This window comes from Shewanella glacialimarina (assembly GCF_020511155.1).
Classification (GTDB): domain Bacteria; phylum Pseudomonadota; class Gammaproteobacteria; order Enterobacterales; family Shewanellaceae; genus Shewanella; species Shewanella glacialimarina.
Genome location: NZ_CP041216.1, coordinates 4,081,122 through 4,100,521, shown reverse-complemented (window position 1 = coordinate 4,100,521; position 19,400 = coordinate 4,081,122). Strand labels below are relative to the sequence as shown.

The window sequence follows — 19,400 nt, the reverse complement described above, 5'->3', positions numbered from 1 at the left end:
GCAATTGTTAACCCTCACGGTCTTGTGGATTGTGGGTGTGATTGATAAAGTTAGCTGATTTTTTTCTTCTGACTTCACAGAATACAGGCCTGATACATGTTCAAAAAGCTGCGCGGCATTTTTTCTAACGACCTATCGATCGATTTAGGTACGGCAAACACTCTTATTTATGTTCGCGATGAAGGTATCGTGTTAAACGAACCCTCAGTAGTTGCTATTCGTGGTGAGCGAAACGGTAACGGGCCCAAATCAGTGGCAGCAGTCGGAACCGAAGCAAAACAAATGCTTGGCCGAACACCTGGCAATATTCAAGCTATTCGCCCAATGAAAGATGGCGTAATTGCAGATTTTTATGTGACAGAAAAAATGTTGCAGCACTTTATTAAACAAGTGCATAACAATAGCTTTTTCCGCCCAAGTCCTCGCGTATTAGTTTGTGTGCCAGTTGGTGCTACGCAAGTTGAGCGCCGTGCGATACGTGAATCGGCAATGGGTGCAGGTGCTCGTGAGGTTTACTTAATTGAAGAACCTATGGCTGCTGCAATTGGTGCTGGTTTACCAGTATCTGAAGCAACCGGTTCTATGGTTGTCGATATCGGTGGTGGTACTACTGAAGTGGCAATCATTTCGTTAAATGGTGTGGTTTATTCATCATCAGTACGCATTGGTGGTGATAAATTTGATGATGCGATCATCAACTATGTGCGCCGTAATTATGGCTCGTTAATTGGTGAAGCTACCGCAGAACGTATTAAGCACTCTATTGGTACTGCTTACCCAGGTGATGAAGTGCTTGAAATTGAAGTGCGTGGTCGTAACTTGGCCGAAGGTGTTCCAAGAAGCTTTACGTTGAATAGCAACGAGATTTTAGAAGCATTGCAAGAGCCATTATCAGGTATTGTTAGTGCTGTTATGGTTGCCCTTGAGCAATCTCCTCCTGAATTAGCGTCTGATATATCAGAGCGCGGTATGGTACTAACAGGTGGCGGCGCATTACTTCGTGATTTAGATCGCTTATTAATGCAAGAAACCGGCATTCCAGTCATGGTAGCGGATGATCCACTGACGTGTGTTGCGCGTGGCGGTGGTAAAGCGTTAGAAATGATCGATATGCATGGTGGCGATTTGTTCTCTGAAGAGAACTAATCAACCCCTCATCAAGCGGCGAAGTGTGTTAGCTTTTGGCCATTGGCAAGAAGGACTATTTGGCTTTGCCGCCTAATTTTTTATGAAACCAATTTTTGTTCGTGGTATTTCTCACCAATTTCGTCTTACACTGGCTATTATTTTGTCGGTGGCATTATTTGTTGCCAACGATCGTCTTGAGCCTGTTCGCCAATCCCTTTCTTCTTTATTAAGTCCATTACAATATTTAGCCAATGTCCCCGGTATGATGCTTGATTGGACTGCTGAAGCTTTGGCGACCCGTAATATGCTGACGGTACAAAATAAAATTCTAATGGATCAGCAGCTTTTAATGTCGGAGCGTTTACAACGTTTTGAGCATTTACGCCAAGAAAATGTCCGCTTAAGAGCACTTTTAGGCTCGCCAGTACATATGGAATCCCGCAAAGTGGTTGCTGAAGTGATGGAAGTTGCTAGCGACCCATTTCGTCAGTTAGTGGTACTGAATCATGGTCAACGTACCGGTGTTTTTGTGGGTCAGCCAGTGGTTGATGCAAAAGGTGTCGTAGGTCAGGTCATTGAGGTCAGTGAATTAACCAGTCGAGTGTTATTGGTTTCAGATGCTAGCCATGGTATTCCGGTGCGTGTGACCCGCAATGATGTGCGTGCTATTGCTAATGGTACGGGTGAGATTGATCAAGTTGAGTTACGGCACGTAGCAAAAAGCACTGATGTAATTGCTGGTGACTTATTAGTGACTTCTGGCCTAGGTAATCGTTTTCCTGAAGGCTACCCTGTTGCCAGAGTGACATCTGTGTCACGGGACGATGGGCAAAGTTATGCTGTTATAAATGCCCAACCTTTGGCTGCTTTAGACCGTATTCGCTATGTGTTATTGATTTGGCCCGGTGAAGCAGATGATAAGCCTTTTTGGCCTATATTACCGGCCGTAGAGCAGACCGATAACATTAATAATATTGACCCAAAGATTGATTCAGGCGTTGCAATCGAGCCAGCTTCCGATAGCGCGACGAAGCAAGTGCCATCAAGAGAAGGGCAGCCGAATCAAGTGCAACAAACACAAACTATACCTGTGCGAACAACCCCAGCACAGCCAATTCAAACTGAAACTCAAACACAATCAACTCAAACACAGTCAACCACAGAGGTGAGACAATGAGCGCTCATATCCCCAATGGCCGTCTAGTGGTTTGGATTACATTATTTATTGGCATGATGTTCCAGATTATGCCATTGCCCCATGTGGTTGCTGCATGGCGTCCTGATTGGCTGTTGATGGTGATGATATATTGGGCAATGGCATTGCCGCACCGTTATAGTATTTTGACGGCTTGGGTGTTAGGCGTGTTATTGGACGTATTACTTGGCGCCACATTAGGGATAAGAGGGCTAGCTTTCGCACTCATAACTTATGTTGTCGTGATGCATTTTCAACGTTTACGTAATTTTCCCCGCTGGCAACAAACACTGCTGATTGCAATGTTTATTTGTATCTATCATTTTGTTATTTATTGGGCCGAATATGTGCTCGTTGGCAAAACGCCTTTCAAAACCGATATGTTTTTACCTGCATTTTCAAGCGTACTAATTTGGTGGTGGGTATTTTGGATACTGAGAAATATTCGCCGTAGGTATAAAGTACGTTAGTTGCTTAACATCAGCGTAATTGATTTGTTGATACTATAGCTGCTCATTAGGGGCTGATTTTAAAGAGAGTGTAATTCAAATGACTTGGGTTTTAGCTTCTACTTCACCTAGACGAAAACAACTGTTTGCCCAGGCTGGATTTTCAATTGCTGACTTTTCCTTTGAGCAGGTGTCCCCTGATATTGATGAAACGCCATTAGCGAACGAGTCTGCTGCTGATTATGTGGTTCGTCTTGCGTTAGAAAAAGCGCAAGCTGGATTGTTATTAGTGCCAACGCTAACAGATGCCAAGGTGTTAGGATCAGATACGTCAGTAGTGCTTGAAGGCAAAATTTTGGGTAAACCGCAAAATGCTGCTGATGCGAAACATATTTTGCGTCAACTGTCAGGTCATACCCATCAAGTGATGACAGCTGTCGCCATGACCGATGGTACACATGCGTATAGCCGACTTTGTGTTACCGATGTGACCTTTTGCACTATTACCGACACTGAAATTGACACTTATATAGCCACTCAAGAACCAATGGATAAAGCCGGTGCTTACGGTATTCAGGCGCTTGGAGGTTGTTTTGTTGAGACGATTAAAGGCAGCTATTCTGCCGTTGTCGGCTTGCCGTTAGTAGAAACACGACAATTAATGCAGCTAATGGCTCAACCGTGAATACAGAAATAACACACAAATCATTTTAATTTTCATGTTAGCTCTTTACTCATCATTTAATTGAACAAGAGCAAGCATGTGACCTGAATACTGGTGGCTTATGAATATCAAAGCACAGCGTAAGAAAGGATCGGAATTACTGATAAATGTCACACCTACAGAGGCGCGCGTAGCCTTAATTGAACATGGTGTGTTACAAGAAGTGCATATTGAGCGTCGGATGAAACGAGGCTTAGTTGGTAATATCTATAAAGGCAAAATCAGCCGAGTTTTACCCGGCATGCAGGCTGCCTTTGTCGATATTGGTTTAGATAAAGCCGCATTTTTACATGCCTCAGACATAGTACCGCACACAGAATGTGTCGCCGATGTTGAAAAAGGCCACTTTGTCGTACGTGATATCGCCGAACTTGTGCGCCAGGGGCAAGATATAATGGTGCAAGTGGTTAAAGATCCGCTTGGCACAAAAGGCGCTCGATTAACCACAGATATCACCTTACCGTCTCGTTACTTAGTCTTTATGCCAGGTTCAAGCCATGTGGGTGTATCACAACGGATTGAGCTTGAAGATGAACGCGCCCGTCTGAAAAATATTACCTTACCTTATGTTGATGAAGATGGTGGTTTTATTATTCGCACCGCCGCGGAAAATATAGGTGAAGACGAACTGGCACAAGATGCGGCTTTTTTACGTCGAGTGTGGGCTAAAGTCAGTGAGCGCCGTAAGCGCAAAGGTGCTTGTTTACTTTACCAAGACTTAGCTTTACCGGTGAGAATTATTCGCGATTTTGTCGGCACTGATCTTGACAATATTAAAGTCGATTCTAGACGTACTTTTGCTGAACTACAGCAATTTGCACAGGAGTTTATGCCTGAAATCGCGCAAAAGATTGAGCTTTATGAAGGTCCTGCGCCCATTTTTGAACTGTACGATGTTGAAAATGAAATTCAGCGAGCGCTAGGTCGTAAGGTTGAGCTTAAATCCGGCGGGTATTTGATTATCGATCAAACCGAAGCTATGACAACCGTCGATATTAATACCGGTGCATTTGTTGGCCATCGAAATCTTGAAGAAACCATCTTCAATACCAATCTCGAAGCCACTCAAGCTATTGCCAAGCAACTTAGGTTACGTAACTTAGGTGGCATTATCATTATCGACTTTATTGATATGCTCAGTAGTGAGCACCAGGCGCGGGTATTAGAAAGTTTAAATGCCGCATTAGCGCTAGACAGAGTAAAAACCAGTGTCAGTGGCTTTTCAGGGCTTGGGCTGGTGGAAATGACCCGCAAGCGAACCCGCGAGAGCTTAGAGCATGTTGTGTGTGGTGAATGCCCAGCCTGTTTAGGCACAGGTTCCATGAAGACAGTAGAAACCGTCTCTTATGAAATTTTCAGAGAAATCATTCGTCTCAATCGTGCATACAAAGCAGATGAGTTTTTATTGTATTGTTCACCTGCGGTTTATATGAGCTTTAGTGGTGATGAAAGTCATTTATTGGCTGAGCTTGAGGTGTATATAGGTAAACGTATTCGTCTGCAAAATGAAACCCTGTACACTCAAAATAAATATGATGTGGTGATGATGTAGTGTGGTTACCACGTCTGACAGCTATTGGGCGCACCAGCTTACAAGTACTCGCTATTTTGCTAGTACTTTTTGCGCTTGGGGTCAGTCTTATTCGGGGCTTGTTGCCCCATATTCCAGAAGTTCGCCAAGAAATACTGATTTATGTGGAAAAAAACTATGGAGTAAAGCTGCAGTTGGAAGGATTGTCAGCGAAATGGCAAGCCTATGGACCAGCGTTAACTGTCACTAACCTAGTGTTACCACCGCAAGATAATCTACCGATAACCTTAATCAGTGAGCAGGTCAATATCAAACTCGATTTTTGGCAATCATTACTGAGATTATCGCCGCAAATAGAAACGGTCAGCTTTGATAAGGTCCGTATCGCAATCGATGTAGATAATTTATCCAATCAAAGCACATCATCAACACCCATAACCAATATGGATTGGCTGTATGCTTTTTTACTCGAACAATTAGGCCACTTTTCTATTAATAATGTTTCAGTACAACTGAACAGTTCTTTGCATCAATTTCGGCCTATTTTTATTGATAACTTAGTTTGGCTCAATCAAGGTGACGAGCACCGGGGCGAGGGGAGCTTATTTGTTGATGACCAAGCATCTGATAAAGAGTCGTTATCATTACAGATTGCATTACAAGGCAATGGTTATCAGCCTGAATCGATAAAGGGTGATATTTATATTGCCGCTGCAGCACTAGACATTGGCGAGTGGGCCTCAAGGCGCATTAATCCCCAAAATGATGTAAATAGTATCAGCTTTCAAGGTGTTGTTAATTTTGAAGCCTGGTTCAGTTTCGCCGAGCGTAATATTCAAGATGGTCAGTTAATATTTCAACCAAGCTGGTTAGAATGGGATGATAAACGCCCTAAAACCGGCGGGATTTTTGACACAAGTTTCGATGTTACATCGAATACAAAACCTGATAAAGAAGCAGAAATAACACAGAATGCAGTAAATGCAGTAAATGCTCGCAATACACAGCGTTTCGATATCAAAAATGGTCAATTAACCTGGCAAAATACCCCTGAAGGATGGCAGATTCAAAGTCATCAGTTAGCTATTGAGTCAAATCAACAAACCTGGCCTGAACTGAGTTTATCGCTGGCGTATCATAACGCGCAATTATTTGGTCAACTGAATAAAATTAACTTAAATAATCTTGCCCCGTTATTACCGCTAATCCCCAGCGTAGGCCATGATGATGTGCAGCTGTGGCGGGATATTAATGTACAAGGCGATATCGGCCCCATAAAGCTTTATAAAGCTAAAGATAAACCTTGGGCGGCATCAGCCAGCTTAAGTCAGTTAACATGGCAACCATTTGAACAGTTACCAGGTCTAAGTCCCGTTGATTTACATTTATCCTGGGCAGATAACACCTTACAGGCAGATCTGCCAGAGCAAGATTACAATATAGATTTTGCAGGCGGTTTTAATCAACCTTTACAGTTAACAGGCCAAACATTATCGGTTAGTTTTGATCTTAAAGACATGCGACTCACTGCGCCAGATATTGCCTTTTATAATGATGACATTCGTTTGCAGGCAGCGCTTAATCTTCATCTTGGCGATAGTCCTTATATGGCGTTAGCGGCTAATCTTGATATTACCGATGTGGCTAAAGCCAGTGATTATTTTCCTTTAATGGCGATGTCGCCTAGTCTTGTCGAGTATTTAGACCGCGGCTTACAGGCAGGGCATATTGAACAGGCGAATATACTGTGGCGAGGCGCTTTTAATCGTTATCCCTATATTGATTTTGACGGGGTATTTCAAGCTGAGTTCAATATTAACCAAGCCGAGTTTAAGTTTCAGCCAGATTGGCCTGCGGTAAAACAGTTAGATTTATATGCTTTTTTTGAAAATAAGCTAATGGATCTCACTATTAATTCAGGCAAGTTAGGCCAGGTGGCTGTCGATGGCACCAAAGTGTGGATCCCTGAGCTCGGCGCTAAGTCTTTGTTGCGAGTTGAAGCTGATTTATTGATGGATGCACAAGCGACAGCTCAGGTTATTAACGCCTCACCACTTAAATCCAGCGTGGGTTCAACCCTTGCTGTGGTGCAAGTTAAGCATGACCTCAATACTTTGTTAGATCTGTCTATTCCATTATTTAAAGGCCAAAATCCGTTAATTAAAGGCGCTGTTCATTTCGATAACAATCCGGTGTTCATTAGTCAGCCAGGCGTTAACTTATCCCAAGTAAAAGGTGATATCAGTTTTGAAAATAACTTAGTAACAGGAAATAACCTAAAAGCTAAGCTGTTTGGTCAGCCGATGCAATTTAGCTTTGCGACTAAAGAAAAAGGCCGTCAGTTAGCGTTAGATGTCGACTTTAGAGGCAATATGGATATTGCATCTTTACCGGCATCTTTTAATCATCCGCTGAGTGAATATTACCAAGGTGATTTTGATTGGACAGGTCAGTTAATGATGATGTTTGGTGATCAAGGTTATAGTTTGCGCGCTCGAGCAGAAACTGACCTTCAAGGGGTAAGTATTTCGTTACCCGCTCCCTTTGCTAAAACCGTTGAACAGTCGCAAAAATTATCAGCGGACATTATGGGTGATAACAAACAAATTACAGTCAATGTTAAGTTGAGTGACCAAGCTGAATTTTGGGGTGGCCTAGGTGATAAAGACGGTAACGCTTTGCAGTTTTATGACTTAATCTTAGGGCGAAACTTTAAGTTTGGTGACAGATTGAGCCAACAAGATGGCACTATTTATATTGACCTTAAGCAAGCTAATTTAACCGAATGGTTGCCTATTATTAGTGGTTTTACTGTATCTGAAGCAGATACTGCAATAGACGCCAACCAAAATCCATTGGTTGCATCAAAGTCGACTTTTCCTGCCTTAAAACAGATTAATGCCAGTATTAGCCAGTTCAACTTACTGGCGCAAAACTTTGAACAGCTAAAACTGACAGCCAGTCCCATCGATGACGTCTGGCGATTTAATGTCAACTCGACACAGTTTGAAGGGCGAGTTGACTTTTATAAAAACTGGCGTGAGCAAGGACTTAAAATTGTGGCCGACAAACTGCACTTATCGCCAGTTGTAAAAGACAGCCAAGATGCAAAATATAGCCCCGACACGTTACTTGATAGTTTACCGCCGCTTGCTGTTGATGTTGATGACTTTAAAGTCTTTGATATGCAATTTGGTCATCTGCAAATGCAAGCTAATCCTTATGAGCAAGGGTATCGTTTTCAAACGGTGTCATTAACGCACCCAGTGTCTAATATTAGTTTACAGGCGAAAGGCGCGTGGACCAAAAATAGCATCGGCACCATGACCCAATTTGATGTTAAATTGAATGCCGATAAGTTTGATGATTTATCAGCATTGTTAGGCATTAATCCTGGCTTGCAAGATGCACCTTTAGGATTTATAGGTGATTTTTCATGGCAAGGTGCGCCCTATAACTTTTCGCTTGAAACCTTAAATGGCAAAATTAAATTTGATATGGGTAAAGGGCATTTGTCAGAAATCAGTGATAAAGGGGCGAGAATATTTTCACTTTTTAGCTTAGATTCTATTTTACGCAAACTGTCATTTGATTTTTCAGACGTGTTTGGTTCAGGTTTATATTTTAATAGCTTTAAGGGTAACTTAGACATCAAAGATGGTGTGGTTAAAACCACCGACACAGAAATGGATGCCGTGGCGGGCAATATGAAAGTGCGCGGCTATACAGACTTAACTACCCAAAGCCTAAATTACGATATTCGTTTTATGCCTCAATTAGCATCCAGTGTGCCAACCGTGGTATTTTTAAGTACTAGCGCCTGGACATTAGGTATTGGCGCATTTGCCTTAACCAAGGTATTAGAGCCAGTGATTGAGATTATTTCTGAAATAAGATTTCGTTTAAAAGGCACCATGGATAACCCTGAACTCCAAGAGTTAGAGCGTAAAAGCAAAGAGATTGTTATTCCAGAGTCGATATTACGTGAGAATGGTATTTTTCCGAGCGCTGAAGATGTGACTGCCGATGGCAAAGGCACACAAGAGCCATCATCAAAGGCTGAAGCTAATAGTACAGCGCCTCAAGCGCCAGCCTCAAAAGAAGCTGGAACTCAATCAGAAAACAAAACCGGTGATAAGCCATTAACGGCTCCCAGTGTTAATGCCAGTAATCTGCGATATTTGAAAAGGGACAGTTATGCAAATCAGTTTGTTACAATGTCAAAGCAGTCGAGACGTTCAAGCCAATCTGGCTTTTATCAACGCGCAGCTTAACCTATTACCTCGACAATCTTCACAACCGCAGTTAGTGGTTTTACCTGAATGCAGCTTGTTATTTGGCGGTCATGAGTCACAGCAATTACAATATGCAGGCACTGATGACAACGGTGAACTTAAACAAGCATTAGCCGATTTAGCACAAAAGCATCAGGTTTATATGGTCGCAGGGACGATTCCAATGCGTGCCGATGACCATAGGGTTTATAGCCGCAGTTATTTATTCAATGATAGTGGTGAAACCTTAGGCTCATACGATAAGCTGCACTTATTTGATGTAGAGGTTGCCGATGGCACTAAGACTTATCGTGAAAGTGATACCTTCCACCCAGGTTCCCGTATTACGGTTGTTGATACTCCTTTTGGCAAGGTTGGCCTAGCGATTTGTTACGACATTCGCTTCCCTGATGTGTTTCGTGCACTGCGCTTAGCCGGAGCTGATATTATTGCATTACCTTCGGCCTTCACTAAAGTGACCGGAGCTGCGCATTGGCAAGTATTGTTACAGGCCAGGGCAATTGAAACCCAATGCTACCTACTTGGCGCAGGGCAATGGGGGCAACATAATGAAGGTAGCCGAGAAACCTGGGGCCACAGCATGATTGTTGACCCCTGGGGGAAAGTGATTGCCGAACTACCCGAAGGGTTAGGTTGGGTTCAAGCCGAGATAGATTTAAAACAAGTAACAGAAATTCGCCAACAAATGCCTGTGTTAGGGCATAATCGTTTTATTGCTCCCGCGCTGGCTAAATAGAAGCTGCGGGTTGATTAGATTGAATAAAGAGAATATGAATGCCTTTTTTATCGCAAGTTGAGCAAAGCTTATTTCAAGGTGGACTGACAATCGATGGCCTGCAAGATTATTTAGCCATCATTCACCAACATCAAATTGACTTCTCTGATCTGTACTTTCAAGGCAGTCGCCATGAGTCCTGGGTGCTAGAAGATGGCATCATTAAAGAAGGCAGTTTTCATATTGAGCGGGGTGTGGGCGTGCGCGCCATTAGCGGCGAAAAAACCGGTTTTGCTTATGCAGATGAAATTAGCCCAGCAGCATTAGATGCAGCAGCACGAGCGGCCCGCGGTATAGCGATTGCCGGTGAACAGCACAAAGTCAAAGCCTTTAGCCGCACTAAAACCATTCAACTGTATGATAGTGCAGACCCTATCGCGGCGATGGATGAAGTTAAAAAAATTGATTTGTTAAAGCAAGCGGACGCGTATATTCGCAGCTTAGACAGTCGGGTTATTCAAGCCGTGATCAGTTTATCTGGCGTGCATGAAGAAATTCTCGTCGCGGCCAGTGACGGTACTCTAGCTGCTGATGTACGCCCATTAGTGCGTTTTAACTGCAGTGTTATTTTAGAAGAAAACGGCAAGCGTGAACGCGGCAGTGCTGGTGGCGGTGGTCGACATGATTACAGCGTATTTTTAACCACAGACGACGCGGGACTGCCACACAGTTTTGAGTTTGCCCGTGAAGCGGTACGCCAGGCACAAGTTAACATTCATGCCGTCGATGCCCCTGCCGGCGAAATGGCTGTGGTGTTAGGTAATGGTTGGCCAGGAGTATTATTGCATGAAGCGGTAGGGCATGGCTTAGAGGGTGACTTTAACCGTAAAGGTAGCAGTGCTTTTAGTGGCAAAATAGGTCAGTCAGTCGCATCAAGCTTAGTGACAGTAGTTGATGATGGCACCATGAAAAATCGCCGTGGCTCATTAAGTATTGATGATGAAGGTGTACCCACTCAAAAAACCACCTTGATTGAAAACGGTATCTTAAAAGGCTATATGCAAGACAAGCTTAACGCCCGATTAATGGGTGAGGCCTCTACCGGCAATGGCCGCCGTGAGTCCTATGCACACTTACCTATGCCTCGTATGACTAACACTTATATGGAAGCAGGCCAATCTGATCCTGCCGATATTATTAAGTCGGTTAAAAAAGGCATTTATGCGCCTAATTTTGGCGGTGGGCAAGTGGATATTACTTCAGGTAAATTCGTGTTCTCAGCTTCTGAAGCCTATTTGATTGAAAATGGTGAAGTGACTAGAGCGATCAAAGGTGCCACCTTAATTGGCAACGGCCCAGAAGCTATGAGTCAAATCTCTATGGTGGGTAATGATCTTGCTTTAGACAAAGGTGTTGGCGTGTGTGGTAAAGACGGTCAAAGTATACCTGTTGGCGTCGGTCAGCCAACCTTAAAGTTAGACAAGCTCACTGTAGGCGGTACGGCTTAATTTATAGCCATAATTGATGTCATCGTCCACCTCAAACTGGATTGTGTTTGAGGTGGATAATATTCATGACAGCAAGCTTAACTGTTCAGGTCCAAGCATAAACCGCCTCTAAAGGGAGTTAAGTGCACAGACTTAACATCTTAGCCATTAGAGAGTGGCAGTAATCAAAGAGTCGGTTATAATTCATTTATATTCTTAGAGTAAAAACTCTACACGGTGATGAACGACATGGAACTACAGATTAGCTCACAGCAAGTTTTCGCGACTTCGACACTGACCCGTTTGTCTGGGTTCATCAAGGCTGCTGTTATTTTACTGGTGGCCAGCGTAAACCATGTGAGTGCAGCGCAAGAGCCTCAAACTTCCCCCATAGGTATTGCTCAAACACAAGCTTCGAGCACCATGAGCTTTGAGCAGGCATGGCAAAATTTATTAAAAGTGAGCGACACCTTACAAGCCAAACAACAGCAAGTTAATCGCGTAGAAGCGAAACAAGATGCGGGTAAGTCATTAAATTATCCTGCTGTCGATATTGCTGGTTCTTATACTCATTTAGAAAAACCGATTGAACTGGATTTAATGGACTTAAATCCGATAGCCGGTCTTGACCCTGCGCAATTACCACCCGCTATAGGCGGTATGTTAGCCACCATTCCTGCATCAGCGTTTGTCACCCCTTTTACTGAGCAAGATGTGTTTCGCTCAAGCCTACAAGCTATGTGGCCAATTTATACCGGGGGCAGAATTACCGCTGCTCAAGGTATTCAAGCTGCCCAGGTTGTTGAAGAGCAACAGCAACTAGCGTTAAGTCAGCGTGATTTATTTACCCAGCTGGTTGACCGCTATTACGCGGTGGCAGTGACCCAAGCACTAGCTGATACTCAATATCAATTAGTTGAATCCCTAACGATGCATGAAGATCATGCTAGAAAGTTAGAACAGCAAGGCCAAATTGCCAAAGTTGAACGCTTAAATGCCCAGGTCGCATTAGAGAATGCCAAAGTCAATTGGACCCGTGCTAAACGTCAATATGAAATGACCGAAATAGCCCTTGCCAGTATGATGCATCAGCGCCAGATTTCACCGACGTCGGCTTTATTTATCCTTAATACTCAACCTGCGTTATCGCGCCTGAGTCAATTGACCTTATCGACTCATCCAGCGCTAAAATTGCTCGAGGCCAAAGAAGTACAAGCCAATGGCCTAGTGGATTTAGAGAAGGGTAGCTATTACCCAACGGTATTTCTATACGGCAATTACACCTTATACGAAGATGACAGCTTATTTTCACAGGTGGAACCCGATTGGATGGTTGGCGTTGGCATAAAAGTGCCACTGTTAAGCCGAGATGGCCACAGTGGTACGGTGCAAGCGGCCAAAAGTGCCTTATTACAAGCAAGACACACCAAAGCACAAACTCAACTTGATTTAAGCCTACTGGTCGAACAGCAGTACCGCCAAATGATGCAAGCCATTGAAGAGATTGATGCTTTAGATATTTCATTAGCGTTAGCAGAGGAAAACCTGCGCTTACGTGAGCTCGCTTTTAATCAAGGACTATCGACATCCATTGACAGGGTCGATGCCGAGCTTAAATTAGCAGCGGTTAAAACCCAGCAGTTAGGTGCTAAATACCGTTACCTACAAACCTACGCCAAGTTGATGGCGATTAGCGGTCAGTTAGATGAGTTTATTGCACGAACCAGCCCAGTTATCACTTCACCGGAGAACAATAATGCGAGTAAATAAGTTTTTAGCGGTCATCGCATTATGTTTTCTGGGGGTATTTCTAGCTTATGGACTTTGGCTGGCCTATACGCCTAAGCCACAGACGCTTCAGGGCCAAATTGAGGCGCGAGAATACAATGTGTCATCCAAGGTGCCGGGACGCGTTGAGCAAGTGATGGTTCGCCGGGGTGATATTGTGACTCAAGGTGATTTGTTATTTGCCATTAGCAGCCCTGAACTGGATGCGAAATTGATGCAAGCAGAGGGCGGTCGAGATGCCGCTAAAGCGATGCAAACCGAAGCGCAAAATGGTGCCAGACAACAAGAAATTACCGCTGCTGAAGAGCAATGGCGTAAAGCTAAAGCGGCTAACGAGTTAATGCAAGCCACTTATCAGCGGGTAGAGAATTTATTCACCGAAGGTGTCGTAGCTAGACAAAAGCGCGATGAAGCCTATACCCAATGGCAGGCAGCAAGATATACCGAACAAGCCGCATTGGCGATGTTTCAAATGGCAAAAGAGGGTGCGCGGGTAGAAACCAAAGCCGCAGCGGCGGGTAATGCACGCATGGCTGAAGGCGCGGTACGTGAGGTCAATGCTATTATGGCCGATAGCCAGATGCGTTCGCCTAAAAATGCTGAAGTCAGTGAGGTGTTATTGCAAGCGGGTGAATTAGCCCCTAGTGGTTTTCCTGTTGTCAGTTTGATAGACATGCAAGATTCATGGGCTATTTTGCAGGTTCGAGAAGATCAATTAGCCGATTTTAAACAAGGGCAGCTGATTAAACTGACTTTGCCAGCTTTACAGCAAACCTATGACTTTACTGTCGATCATGTCAGTGTGATGGGGCATTTTGCCACTTGGCGTTCAACAGAAAGTGGCCATGACTTTGATATGCGCACTTTTGAGGTTGAATTAACCCCAGTAACTCCTATTGCGGATCTTCGTGTCGGTATGTCTGTACTGTATCAATATGATGCTGAGTAATCATGCTAACCATGATGGATTTCGTTAAGCGAGAGTGGCGGGCACTGTGGCAATCACCTTGGCAATTAGCCTTAGTGACCTACATTCCTATTGTGAGTGTACTGTGCTTATGGTGGTTATTCAGCGCCGGATTGCCCAGGCAATTACCCGTTGCGGTAGTTGATTTAGACAATAGCCAAATATCCAGAATGCTCACCCGAAAAATGTCGGCCAATGCAGTGATGAAACTGGAGTCATATGGACAATTAGATCTCGCCATCAAGGACATGCGCGAAGCGAAAGTGTATGCAATAGTGGTTATCCCTTATCAGTTTAAATACCAATTATTGACCTCAAAATCTCCTACAATCGATATTCGTTACAACAGCCAATATTTGCTGGTGGGTAAACTATTATCTAGCCAAATACAGATGAGTTTAGGTGCAGGACTGTCTAAAAGTGCTGAACAAAAGCTATTAATGAGCGGCGTCAATCATGCCAGTATTGCGGTAAACCTATCGCCAGTAACGAGTCAAACTACCGCCTTATTTAATCGCAATAATAACTATGTTGGTTTTTTGGTGCCGCCAGTGTTAATCGCGCTATGGCAATTACTGGCCATGATGGTGTTTTCTAATGCACTGAACAAAGAGCTGATTACGGTAAATAATCAAGTCACGTTACCGCAGGATTTGTGGATAAAGGTATTGGCTAAGTGCGCAGTATTTTTACCCATTATGCTATTGCACAGTAGTTTTATTTTATTGTTATTGTACCAATATTTACAGCTACCTTACGCGGGTGCATTAGGAGTACTCATCATCGCCCAAGCCTTTATGCTAATAGCGTTATGGTTATTAGTGACGATGATCTTCCTGATGATGAAAGATTCGGCTCGCTGTGTCAGTTTTTGTACCGCATTATTTGCCCCTGCCTTTGCTTTTATGGGGATAACATTTCCGGTCAATGAAATGCCAGAATTGGCTCAATATTGGCGCTTGTTAATGCCATCGAGCCATTATATTGATTCCCATGTCAGTGTGGTGAGTTACGGCGCAGACAGCGCGTTAGTCTTGCAGCAACTGTCTTCCTATTGGATGTTTATTTTCATTATTCCTGTAATAGTTGGGTTATGGCATCGCGCACCTAAAGCATTTGGTGACTCAGTTGATGCAAGCTTGCTAAACAACAGTGCGCCAGTAACGTCGGGGGTTATATGACATTTTGGGCGCTTTATTTTGCTGAATGGCGAGCACTTCTAGCCGATAAAGCCATTGTGGTGACCCTATTTGGTGGTGTGGTGTTTTACTCTGTGTTGTATCCACTTCCCTATTTACATCAAGTGCCTACCGAACAAACTATTGTGGTAGTCGATCATGACAACTCTTCGCTGAGCCGAAAGTTAACCCGCCATGCCGATGCCAGTGCCAAAATTCATATCATCGCCCATGCCAATAGTATTGACGAAGCTAAACAGCTTATACAGCAAGGTAACGCCCACGGCTTATTGGTTATTCCCGAAGGATTTAGACGCAATTTACTATTAGGCAAAGGCGCTACGCTGAGTTATGGCGGTGATGCCAGTTACTTTTTGATTTACTCGGCAGTCGTTGAAGGATTAGTTGCTGCGGGTATGGATGCGGGTAAGCAAGTACAATTAATGGGCTTATTAGCCCGTGGACAAACCGCCGCACTTGCAGATCAAAGTGTAAATTCGGTCAATATTAACGACGTGCCGGTTTTTAATCCTAGTTTGGGTTATACGCCTTATGTTGTGCCGGGGTTGTTTATATTGATTTTGCATCAAACTTTACTCATTGGCACAGGTATTTTAGGGGCAGGGCAGTGGCGCAAAAAAGGCTACTGGCAGCAAGTGTCACCTATGGCTATATTCAGCGCGAGAATGGCTATGTTTGTCAGTTTATATAGCTTATTTAGTAGCTTTTATATTGGTTATTGTTTTTATGCTTATCAGGTCACTGTACTTGGAACATTAGCTGAAACGGCACTAATGATGCTACCCTTTTTATTGGCAACAACCGCTGCAGGTATTACATTGAGCTGCCTGTTTATACGACGTGACTTACCGACTCAAATCTTTTTGCTGTCATCAATGCCAATCTTGTTTGTAGCAGGTTTCGTGTGGCCAATAGCGTTAATTCCCGAGCCACTCGTGTGGATGTCACAGGTTATTCCAGCCATTCCTGCAATTAATAGCATGTTGACGTTGAATCAAATGGGTGCTGACTGGTCGGCAATCATGCCGCAATGGCTACAAATGTGGTTGATGTTTGCGGTGTTTAGCGGGCTGGCTTTAGCGGGTATTAGGCGTCGCCAAAAAGAAGTACACGAGGCACATTAACAGGTAATAATACCTTGTATCGGCAGTGCTATATTGAGATTGAAGTTAACTTAGCTCTTAGGTAAGAGCTAGGCACAAAAGTAGTTTAAATTGATTAGGCATAATCATCATAATCACCAAGCACTTATATCGCCTCCTAACAAAAAGCCCACCGAAGTGGGCTTTTGGAGTTAGTTAGATAGCTAGACACTAAGTGTCAGCTCAATCTGCATTTGCTAAGTTTGACTACAGCAAAGTTACATTAAAGTTGGTTTTAGTGATAATGCCGCCTGGGGTGGTCACTGTTACCGTGACCCTACTGACTCCCGCTACACCGTTATGTTTTAATATGAATGAAGTGCTAGTACCACCGGCAAGCGTGCGGTTAGGCACAGTATAACCGTTAAATAACACCTCGCCCTCAGTCGCGGTAACTGCGACTGTAGTCTTGGCAGGTAATATTTGGTTAGCAGTATCGGTAAGCTTAATTGTGAATGTTGAGAGGCCATTGACAGCGATAGGGGTAATATTACTAAAGTTAGTATTTAGCGCCGTGCCATCTTGGTTAAATTGCATCACCGCAGTTGACCCTGACATTGTGAGCACAAAAGCCTTACGGATATAGGTTTTATTGGCTTGACCTATCCCGCATATGCCGTCATTGCGAAGACATTGTGGACCATTAAATTTACCGTCTGCACCAGTATAGGTATTGGCTAATGTATTAAAGAATTTTTCGCTAGAGTCGAAAGCACCCGTCTCATTATCATCTCTAAACGCGTCGCCTAAATCGATAAAACCAGCTGGGTGATAAGTTTCAATGTCCATACCATTACCTTTACAGGCAACTGGATTATTGCTGGCATTTAAACAAGCTAATGCAATTGCACCACCATCTTTATCACCAAACATATTATCGCCATCGGTATCAAAGAAAGTTTCATGGCCTAGTGCATAGGCTAAAATTGTCACCCTATTATCAGTGACTCTCGGGTTGGCTGATGTCCAGGTGACGTTACACGTTCCACCTTTAGTAGAGCAAGAGGGCTGTATTTGGCCGCCTTCAGCGGTGAAGTTAACCACAGTGTCATCGGGCGCTGGGTTACCAAAACTATCTGATGCGTAAACCGTAATAGTGACTTGCTTACCATTTTGATTCCCTGCCTCTGGGTTATATTCCGAGGGTGAAATACTGAAGCCAAGCTGCTGTGGTAAACCGGTATTCACCGTTAACTGTTCAGATTGGCTGGTAATGACTTCATTAGTGTCAATATCGGTCGCTTTGGCAACGACGCGTACAGGCGTTGGTACAGTACCTGACAATACTCGAACGCTGACTAAACCCTGTGCATTAGTAATACTTTTATCGGTTTGTTGGCCATTTGCAAAGCTTAAACCGCCTATAACGGTATCAAGATTGAAGTTAACGGTTTGCTGCGCGGTCGGTTGGCCATTGGCACTGGTGACCATAAAGGTCACTAATGATGACTCGCTTGAGCCAGTACCTCCAGCGCCTTTAATACGAATTTGATCAGGCTCTGCAGAAATAAAGCTTAAGCTTGCTAAGGTTTGACGGCTTAAGGTGAAATCTATGCTTGCGGTTAATGCTGTGGTGCCAACTATTGCTGTCGCGATAATTTGGTCACTACGTTCACTATTACCACTGCAGCTAGTATCAGAAAAAGTTGCACCAGCACTGCCTGATAACGTTGTTACAGGTGAGTCTAAGCTGGCTTTATTATTGGTTGAACAGTCAGAACTGAAAGTGACGCTAGTCGGTGTTTGTAAACGGCTAAAAGTGCCGTCGCTATTGTCGGTAACAATGGTGGTTGTTACGCCAAATGTGCCGCCGGCGCTGACTTTATAAATGCCGTTAGTATCTGTGGGTAATGTGGTGTTCAGTTCGCCTTCATAAAATTCAGTTGCTGATACCCAGCGACCCATTTTTAACAAGCCTGTTGGGATGACATCAGCTGCAGATAGTACTTCATAAAAACTTGAGCTAGTGACCGCCTTACCTTGGTAATTGGTGCTCACCACCAAGGTGCTAGCACCTAATTCAGTTATGGCGGGTGTATAGCTCACCACAGCTTTACCACTACTATTAGTGAGCGCAGTAGTGGGTGATAAGCTGGCACTACCGGCAGTAAAAGTCACTAATTGATCGGCGATACCTTGGTTACTGCTGTCTAATAGGGTGGCTTGTAACTGAACCGCTTCATCAACCTTAAAGCGTGTGACTGTGCCCGAAGGATGGTTAATACTGGCTGAAATGGTGACCGACTCTGTCGTTGGCGCAGTAGTTAACGCTAAAAACTCAAAATTACGACTGGCACTGACCACATTACTATTAGCAGGGTTGAATTGTACACTTAGCTCTCCTGCATTGGTCGTACTTGAGCTAATGATGGAGCTTGCTTGACCATTAGCATTGGTGAGCTTTGAGGCTGGTGAGGCACTGCCAAAAGGTAGAACAAAATTGACTAGTTGTCCCGATGCGAGTGTATTGCCATTTTTGAGGGTGGCAACCGCACAAAATTGTTCATTAAGATAAAATGATTGCTGGCTTGTTGCGTCGCTACATTGCCCATCTACAACCGCCTGAAAACTTAAGCTAATGGCATAGTTTTCTGTGGTTGTTTCTGTCTCAGTGCCATCAGCGGCGCCATTGCAACCGCTGATAAGTAAAGATGAAGCAAAAATTAATGGAATGCTGCGACTCAAAGTCATTATTCGCATGGGTAACATCCTAGTATTATTGTTATTCAGAATCTAAGGTAAATTGCTGTTTACTACTTACTCAGTCCGTTTAATAACAC

Annotated in this window: 13 protein-coding genes; 12 read left to right on the top strand and 1 reads right to left on the bottom strand. The window is 43.8% G+C overall.

The genetic code is table 11. The features are described from left to right. Window positions 1–96: 96 nt before the first annotated feature. The 12 genes from FJ709_RS17915 to FJ709_RS17860 all read left to right on the top strand — a co-directional run bounded on the left by FJ709_RS17915 (window position 97) and on the right by FJ709_RS17860 (window position 16,602). On the top strand, window positions 97–1,146 hold the full coding sequence (locus tag FJ709_RS17915; protein ID WP_188842525.1) for a rod shape-determining protein: 1,050 nt from the start codon (window positions 97–99) through the stop codon (window positions 1,144–1,146). Between the two features lie 82 nt (window positions 1,147–1,228). Further along, a complete protein-coding gene (gene mreC / locus FJ709_RS17910; protein ID WP_226411691.1) occupies window positions 1,229–2,305 on the top strand; it encodes a rod shape-determining protein MreC in 1,077 nt (358 codons plus the stop codon). Further along, window positions 2,302–2,793 carry a rod shape-determining protein MreD gene (gene mreD, locus FJ709_RS17905; RefSeq protein WP_226411689.1) on the top strand — a complete coding sequence of 164 codons (492 nt, stop codon included), beginning with the start codon at window positions 2,302–2,304 and terminating at the stop codon, window positions 2,791–2,793. The genes mreC and mreD overlap by 4 nt, the downstream gene beginning before the upstream one ends. Before the next feature lie 79 nt (window positions 2,794–2,872). Continuing rightward, window positions 2,873–3,457 carry a Maf family protein gene (locus tag FJ709_RS17900; RefSeq protein ID WP_226411687.1) on the top strand — a complete coding sequence of 195 codons (585 nt, stop codon included), beginning with the start codon at window positions 2,873–2,875 and terminating at the stop codon, window positions 3,455–3,457. Window positions 3,458–3,557: 100 nt separating this feature from the next. Continuing rightward, window positions 3,558–5,048: a ribonuclease G gene (gene rng / locus FJ709_RS17895; protein WP_226411685.1), complete on the top strand. Its 1,491-nt coding sequence runs from the start codon at window positions 3,558–3,560 to the stop codon at window positions 5,046–5,048. Then, on the top strand, window positions 5,048–9,301 hold the full coding sequence (locus tag FJ709_RS17890) for a YhdP family protein (protein ID WP_226411683.1): 4,254 nt from the start codon (window positions 5,048–5,050) through the stop codon (window positions 9,299–9,301). Before rng ends, FJ709_RS17890 begins: the two co-directional genes overlap by 1 nt. Next, window positions 9,225–10,058, top strand: a complete 834-nt coding sequence (locus FJ709_RS17885; RefSeq protein ID WP_226411681.1) for a carbon-nitrogen hydrolase family protein — start codon at window positions 9,225–9,227, stop codon at window positions 10,056–10,058. The genes FJ709_RS17890 and FJ709_RS17885 overlap by 77 nt, the downstream gene beginning before the upstream one ends. Before the next feature lie 38 nt (window positions 10,059–10,096). After that, window positions 10,097–11,545, top strand: a complete 1,449-nt coding sequence (gene tldD, locus FJ709_RS17880; protein WP_226411679.1) for a metalloprotease TldD — start codon at window positions 10,097–10,099, stop codon at window positions 11,543–11,545. A 402-nt stretch (window positions 11,546–11,947) separates the two neighbouring features. Beyond that, window positions 11,948–13,294 (top strand): TolC family protein, encoded by a 1,347-nt coding sequence (locus FJ709_RS17875; protein WP_226416049.1) that lies wholly within the window; start codon window positions 11,948–11,950, stop codon window positions 13,292–13,294. Beyond that, window positions 13,281–14,261: an HlyD family secretion protein gene (locus FJ709_RS17870; protein WP_226411677.1), complete on the top strand. Its 981-nt coding sequence runs from the start codon at window positions 13,281–13,283 to the stop codon at window positions 14,259–14,261. The genes FJ709_RS17875 and FJ709_RS17870 overlap by 14 nt, the downstream gene beginning before the upstream one ends. 2 nt (window positions 14,262–14,263) lie before the next feature. Then, complete coding sequence (locus FJ709_RS17865) at window positions 14,264–15,460, top strand: ABC transporter permease (RefSeq protein WP_226411675.1); 1,197 nt, start codon at window positions 14,264–14,266, stop codon at window positions 15,458–15,460. Next, complete coding sequence (locus FJ709_RS17860; RefSeq protein ID WP_226411673.1) at window positions 15,457–16,602, top strand: ABC transporter permease; 1,146 nt, start codon at window positions 15,457–15,459, stop codon at window positions 16,600–16,602. The genes FJ709_RS17865 and FJ709_RS17860 overlap by 4 nt, the downstream gene beginning before the upstream one ends. A 225-nt stretch (window positions 16,603–16,827) precedes the next feature. Here FJ709_RS17860 and FJ709_RS17855 read toward each other — a convergent pair whose 3' ends face one another. Continuing rightward, window positions 16,828–19,311: an Ig-like domain-containing protein gene (locus FJ709_RS17855; protein WP_226416047.1), complete on the bottom strand. Its 2,484-nt coding sequence runs from the start codon at window positions 19,309–19,311 to the stop codon at window positions 16,828–16,830. Window positions 19,312–19,400 lie beyond the last annotated feature (89 nt).

Excerpts from the sequence above, each read along its gene's own strand:
- FJ709_RS17865 (WP_226411675.1), top strand. The coding sequence starts at position 14,264 with ATGCTAACCATGATGGATTTCGTTAAGCGAGAGTGGCGGGCACTGTGG.
- FJ709_RS17900 (WP_226411687.1), top strand. The coding sequence starts at position 2,873 with ATGACTTGGGTTTTAGCTTCTACTTCACCTAGACGAAAACAACTGTTT.
- FJ709_RS17875 (WP_226416049.1), top strand. The coding sequence starts at position 11,948 with ATGAGCTTTGAGCAGGCATGGCAAAATTTATTAAAAGTGAGCGACACC.
- mreD (WP_226411689.1), top strand. The coding sequence starts at position 2,302 with ATGAGCGCTCATATCCCCAATGGCCGTCTAGTGGTTTGGATTACATTA.
- mreC (WP_226411691.1), top strand. The coding sequence starts at position 1,229 with ATGAAACCAATTTTTGTTCGTGGTATTTCTCACCAATTTCGTCTTACA.
- FJ709_RS17885 (WP_226411681.1), top strand. The coding sequence starts at position 9,225 with ATGCAAATCAGTTTGTTACAATGTCAAAGCAGTCGAGACGTTCAAGCC.
- FJ709_RS17860 (WP_226411673.1), top strand. The coding sequence starts at position 15,457 with ATGACATTTTGGGCGCTTTATTTTGCTGAATGGCGAGCACTTCTAGCC.
- rng (WP_226411685.1), top strand. The coding sequence starts at position 3,558 with ATGAATATCAAAGCACAGCGTAAGAAAGGATCGGAATTACTGATAAAT.
- FJ709_RS17915 (WP_188842525.1), top strand. The coding sequence starts at position 97 with ATGTTCAAAAAGCTGCGCGGCATTTTTTCTAACGACCTATCGATCGAT.
- FJ709_RS17855 (WP_226416047.1), bottom strand. The coding sequence starts at position 19,311 with ATGACTTTGAGTCGCAGCATTCCATTAATTTTTGCTTCATCTTTACTT.
- FJ709_RS17870 (WP_226411677.1), top strand. The coding sequence starts at position 13,281 with ATGCGAGTAAATAAGTTTTTAGCGGTCATCGCATTATGTTTTCTGGGG.
- tldD (WP_226411679.1), top strand. The coding sequence starts at position 10,097 with ATGCCTTTTTTATCGCAAGTTGAGCAAAGCTTATTTCAAGGTGGACTG.